Below are 4,553 nucleotides of genomic sequence, written 5' to 3' on the forward strand. Positions count from 1 at the left end.
CAAAATCCTCCTGACTTATACAGGCAGCAGCCCGGTAAGCACTAACAGCGGAAACACAATTAGCCAGCTATCGCATCGATCAAGCACTCCGCCATGTCCTGGCAGAAGCGTACCTGTATCCTTTATATCTCTCACACGTTTATAAGCAGATTGAATCAAATCCCCAAACTGTCCAGCTACAGCGGCAATTAAACCGATTAGCAAAGCTTTTGGCAAATCAATAAAATCGGGCATCGTGAGTGCGAATACTGCCGATACGATTAAGGATAACAATACGCCGCCTAAGGCGCCTTCGATCGTTTTGTTCGGGCTGATTGAAGGCCATAGCTTCGTTTTCCCAATGGCTCGTCCAGTAAAATAAGCACCGATATCCGAAGCCCAAATACAGCCAAAGGACAAAAACGTCCACAATAGGCCATGCTCCTCAATTTGACGAGCTTCGCCCATTGCTGAAAAGCCGTAACCTACATATAAAGCGCCTAGCAACATAAGTGCGGCGCCATCAATTGTCGTTTTATTTTTGGTAATCACGGTTAGGGCAAGCAGCAAGAAGGCCAGCATCCAAACAATAGTCAGGAAAGATGGAATAACAATACCCCAATCAGACCATGGTAGCACAAACAGTAGCACACCCGCATATCCGAGCAAAGTTGACGGATGCGACCATGCTACACCATTCATTCGCGCATATTCAGTAAAACCAATAATAGCTAGCAATACGAGGAGAGTTGTATATAACCATCCGCCTGCTATTGTTAAACCTATGAAGCCTGCACCTGCTACAATTCCAGTAATCAATCGTTGTCTCAATGAAAAGTCACACTCCGTCGCTTGAAGCTACAATCCACCATATCGACGCGCGCGGCGCTGATACTCCAAAATCGCTTCTTGAAAATGCGCTTCCGTAAATTCAGGCCAATACACATCCGTAAACCACAATTCACTATAAGCAAGCTGCCACATCATAAAATTACTTAATCGCAATTCACCGCTTGTACGAATGAGCAAATCTGGATCAGGCAATCCACTTGTAAGCAAACGATCGGCCATTACTTTATCATCGATATCATCGATTGCAAGATTTCCTTGCTGAACCTCAGATGCGATGCTTTTCACAGCTTCAAGCATTTCCTTACGGCTTCCATAGTTTAAGGCAAAGTTTAGAACTAGCCCTGTATTGTTAGCGGTCTTTATAATGGCTTCTTCAACTGCACTGATCGTAAATGAAGGCAAATCCTCTTTATGTCCCATCATGCGAACCTGCACGTTGTTGGCTATCAATTCTTCTAATTCAATTTCAAGAAATTGCTGCGGAAGCTTCATAAGAAAATCCACTTCAGCTTTAGGTCTCTTCCAGTTTTCCGTTGAAAACGCATATAACGTCAAATATTTGACGCCTAACCGATCCGCTGCAATGGTAATACGTTTGACCGCTTTCATGCCGGAATGATGACCAGCCATACGTGGCAATCCACGATCTTTAGCCCAACGGCCGTTCCCATCCATTATAATTGCAACATGCTCAGGCACATTTTCTGAGGCCACAGAATCAGTCGGCTGTAAGGACGATTTGCCTAATTTGGCCCAAAGTCGCTCGATCATCTTACTTCCTCCCAACCGAAATCAAAACCAAACCCCACCTATCGGAGGGGCCCAGAGATTATTATACTTCCATAATTTCTTTTTCTTTGGCAACAAGCACTTTATCTACTTCAGCAATAAATTTATCAGTTGCCTTCTGAATATCCTCTTGGTGACCACGTGATTCATCTTCAGAAATTGTTGTTTTCTCAAGTTTTTTCACGCTGTCGTTAGCATCCCGACGAATATTGCGAATAGCTACCTTTGCTTCTTCGCCAAGCTTTTTCGAAGTTTTCACAAGCTCTGCCCGGCGCTCTTCTGTAAGCGGTGGGATAGAAAGACGAATCGATGCACCGTCATTGGAAGGTGTCAGTCCAAGATCCGATTTCATAATCGCTTTCTCGATTGCCGACATCGACGATTTGTCCCATGGTTGAATGAACAACGTACGAGAGTCTGGCGTACTGATGTTAGCAAGTTGATTGACAGGCGTCATTGCGCCGTAGTATTCCACTTGAATACGGTCAAGCAAAGATGAATTAGCTTTACCAGCGCGCAAAGACGACAAATCACGTTTTAGCGCGGAAATCGCTTTATCCATACGTTCTTCTGCGTTTTTTTTCAGCTCTTGTGGCATTATTTCGCACTTCCTCTCACTATCGTTCCGATTTTCTCACCCAGCACGACGCGTTTAATATTCCCTTTCTCTGTAATCGCAAATACGATAAGAGGAATATTATTATCCATGCAAAGTGAAGCTGCGGTTGAATCCATTACGCCTAGATTACGGTTAAGCATGTCGAGGTATGTAAGCTCCTCAAATTTCTCAGCTGTGCTATCTTTAAATGGATCAGCAGAATATACGCCATCCACTTTGTTTTTCGCCATTAATATTACTTCTGCTTCGATCTCAGCTGCGCGAAGCGCTGCTGTTGTATCTGTTGAGAAAAATGGATTACCAGTTCCTGCAGCAAAGATTACGACGCGTCCTTTTTCCAAATGACGGATAGCACGACGTCTGATGTACGGTTCAGCGATTTGTTGCATCGCGATCGATGTTTGTACGCGAGTAGGTACATCGATTTGTTCCAGTGCATCTTGAAGTGCAAGTGAATTCATAAGAGTAGCCAGCATTCCCATGTAATCAGCTGTTGCACGGTCTATGCCTTTTGCAGAACCTGCAATTCCACGCCAAATGTTGCCGCCTCCGACAACGATGGCCACTTCTATGCCAAGTGCTACGACTTCCTTCACCTGATCAGCAATTGAAGATATGACCGTCGCTTCAATGCCATAACCTTCCTGACCAGACAATGATTCACCGCTTACTTTCAAAACGATACGTTTATACACAGGATGCTCCAACGTTAATACCTCCATCATGCACCTCAGTAAATGAGGTCCTTCAAATATGTTCTAATCATACAAGCAGGCGGGGCGGACGCCCCGCCCCGCCTGTGCGTTCGGATTAATGTTTAACTTGAGCCATAACTTCTTCAACGAAATTGTCAACTTTTTTCTCTAGACCTTCACCAAGCTCATAACGAACGAAGCGACGGATGGAAATGTTTTCACCAATTTTGCTGATTTTTTCATTAAGCAATACGGAGATTGTTTTGTCTGGGTCTTTAATGAACGATTGCTCAAGAAGACAGAACTCTTCGTAGTATTTCGAGATACGGCCTTCAACCATTTTTTCAACGATTTTTTCAGGCTTGCCTTCGTTAAGTGCTTGAGCTTTCAAAATTTCGCGCTCTTTTTCAAGCTCTTCAGAAGAAACCTCGTCACGGCTAACGAATTTAGGGTTAGCTGCAGCGATTTGCATAGCTACGTCTCTTGCAAACTCACGGAATTGATCCGTTTTTGCAACGAAATCCGTTTCACAGTTTACTTCAACGATAACGCCGATACGGCCGCCTGCATGAATATACGATTCAACTACGCCTTCGGTTGCAATACGACCAGCTTTATTTGCTGCTGCCGCCAAACCTTTTTCACGAAGTACTGCAATTGCTTTTTCAACGTCATTGTTTGTTTCGTCCAAAGCTTTCTTGCAATCAAGCATTCCAGCTCCAGTTCTTTCACGAAGCTCTTTTACCGCGCTAGCACTAACTGCCATTGTAAGCCCTCCTATAGGTTTCACGAAGTCTATGTAGCTTCGAGAATCATTAATTGTTTTTTTTAGTGATTTACATTCAAAAAAAGGGCAGTGAGAGGTTTATCACCATCTGACCACCCTTTGTTGACTAATTAAAGCCTTTAAATTAAGCCGTTGTTTGTTCGCCTTGGTTAGCTTCAACGATTGCATCAGCCATTTTCGAAGTCAACAACTTAACGGCACGAATTGCATCATCGTTACCTGGGATTACGTAGTCAATTTCGTCTGGATCACAGTTCGTATCAACGATACCAACGATTGGGATACCAAGTTTGCGAGCTTCTGCAACAGCAATACGCTCTTTGCGTGGGTCGATAATGAACAACGCGCTTGGCAAACCTTTCATTCCTTTAATACCGCCAAGGAATTTTTCCAAACGGTCTTTTTCTTTGTTAAGGATGATAACTTCTTTCTTAGGTAGAACCTCGAAAGTGCCGTCTTCAGCCCATTTTTCAAGTTGTTTCAAACGATCAATACGTTTTTGAATCGTTTGGAAGTTAGTCAAAGTACCGCCCAACCAACGTTGGTTGATGTAGAAGTTGCCGCAACGCTCTGCTTCTTCTTTAACGGAATCTTGAGCTTGTTTTTTCGTACCTACGAACAGCATAGTGCCGCCGTCTGCAGCGATCGATTTAACAAAGTTGTACGCTTCGTCAACTTTTTTCACCGTTTTTTGCAAATCAATAATGTAAATCCCGTTTCTTTCTGTGAAGATATAACGATCCATCTTCGGGTTCCAACGACGAGTCTGATGACCGAAGTGTACCCCAGCTTCTAGTAGCTGTTTCATGGAAATAACCGCCATTTCTCCAAC

Annotated in this window: 6 protein-coding genes; all 6 read right to left on the reverse strand. The window is 43.7% G+C overall.

The window, feature by feature from the left end; genetic code table 11:
- Nucleotides 1–15 precede the first annotated feature (15 nt).
- The 6 genes from AC1DSE_RS30625 to rpsB all read right to left on the reverse strand — a co-directional run bounded on the left by AC1DSE_RS30625 (nt 16) and on the right by rpsB (nt 4,544).
- Nucleotides 16–810, reverse strand: coding sequence for a phosphatidate cytidylyltransferase (locus tag AC1DSE_RS30625; RefSeq protein ID WP_430054928.1), 795 nt, complete (start codon nt 808–810; stop codon nt 16–18).
- A gap of 27 nt (nt 811–837) precedes the next feature.
- Nucleotides 838–1,602, reverse strand: coding sequence for an isoprenyl transferase (locus AC1DSE_RS30630; RefSeq protein ID WP_076269177.1), 765 nt, complete (start codon nt 1,600–1,602; stop codon nt 838–840).
- A 61-nt stretch (nt 1,603–1,663) separates the two neighbouring features.
- On the reverse strand, nt 1,664–2,218 hold the full coding sequence (frr, locus tag AC1DSE_RS30635; protein WP_339208952.1) for a ribosome recycling factor: 555 nt from the start codon (nt 2,216–2,218) through the stop codon (nt 1,664–1,666).
- Entirely contained in the window at nt 2,218–2,946 is a 729-nt protein-coding gene (pyrH, locus tag AC1DSE_RS30640; protein WP_053377774.1) for a UMP kinase, read from the reverse strand. Before pyrH ends, frr begins: the two co-directional genes overlap by 1 nt.
- Nucleotides 2,947–3,049: 103 nt before the next feature.
- A complete protein-coding gene (tsf, locus tag AC1DSE_RS30645) occupies nt 3,050–3,724 on the reverse strand; it encodes a translation elongation factor Ts (protein WP_339208950.1) in 675 nt (224 codons plus the stop codon).
- A gap of 121 nt (nt 3,725–3,845) precedes the next feature.
- Nucleotides 3,846–4,544 carry a 30S ribosomal protein S2 gene (gene rpsB, locus AC1DSE_RS30650; protein ID WP_054028957.1) on the reverse strand — a complete coding sequence of 233 codons (699 nt, stop codon included), beginning with the start codon at nt 4,542–4,544 and terminating at the stop codon, nt 3,846–3,848.
- Nucleotides 4,545–4,553: the final 9 nt, after the last annotated feature.

The organism is Paenibacillus sp. 01L418 (assembly GCF_056400045.1).

Coding starts and splice junctions, on each gene's coding strand:
- AC1DSE_RS30630 (WP_076269177.1), bottom strand. CDS start 1,602: ATGATCGAGCGACTTTGGGCCAAATTAGGCAAATCGTCCTTACAGCCG.
- rpsB (WP_054028957.1), bottom strand. CDS start 4,544: ATGGCGGTTATTTCCATGAAACAGCTACTAGAAGCTGGGGTACACTTC.
- frr (WP_339208952.1), bottom strand. CDS start 2,218: ATGCCACAAGAGCTGAAAAAAAACGCAGAAGAACGTATGGATAAAGCG.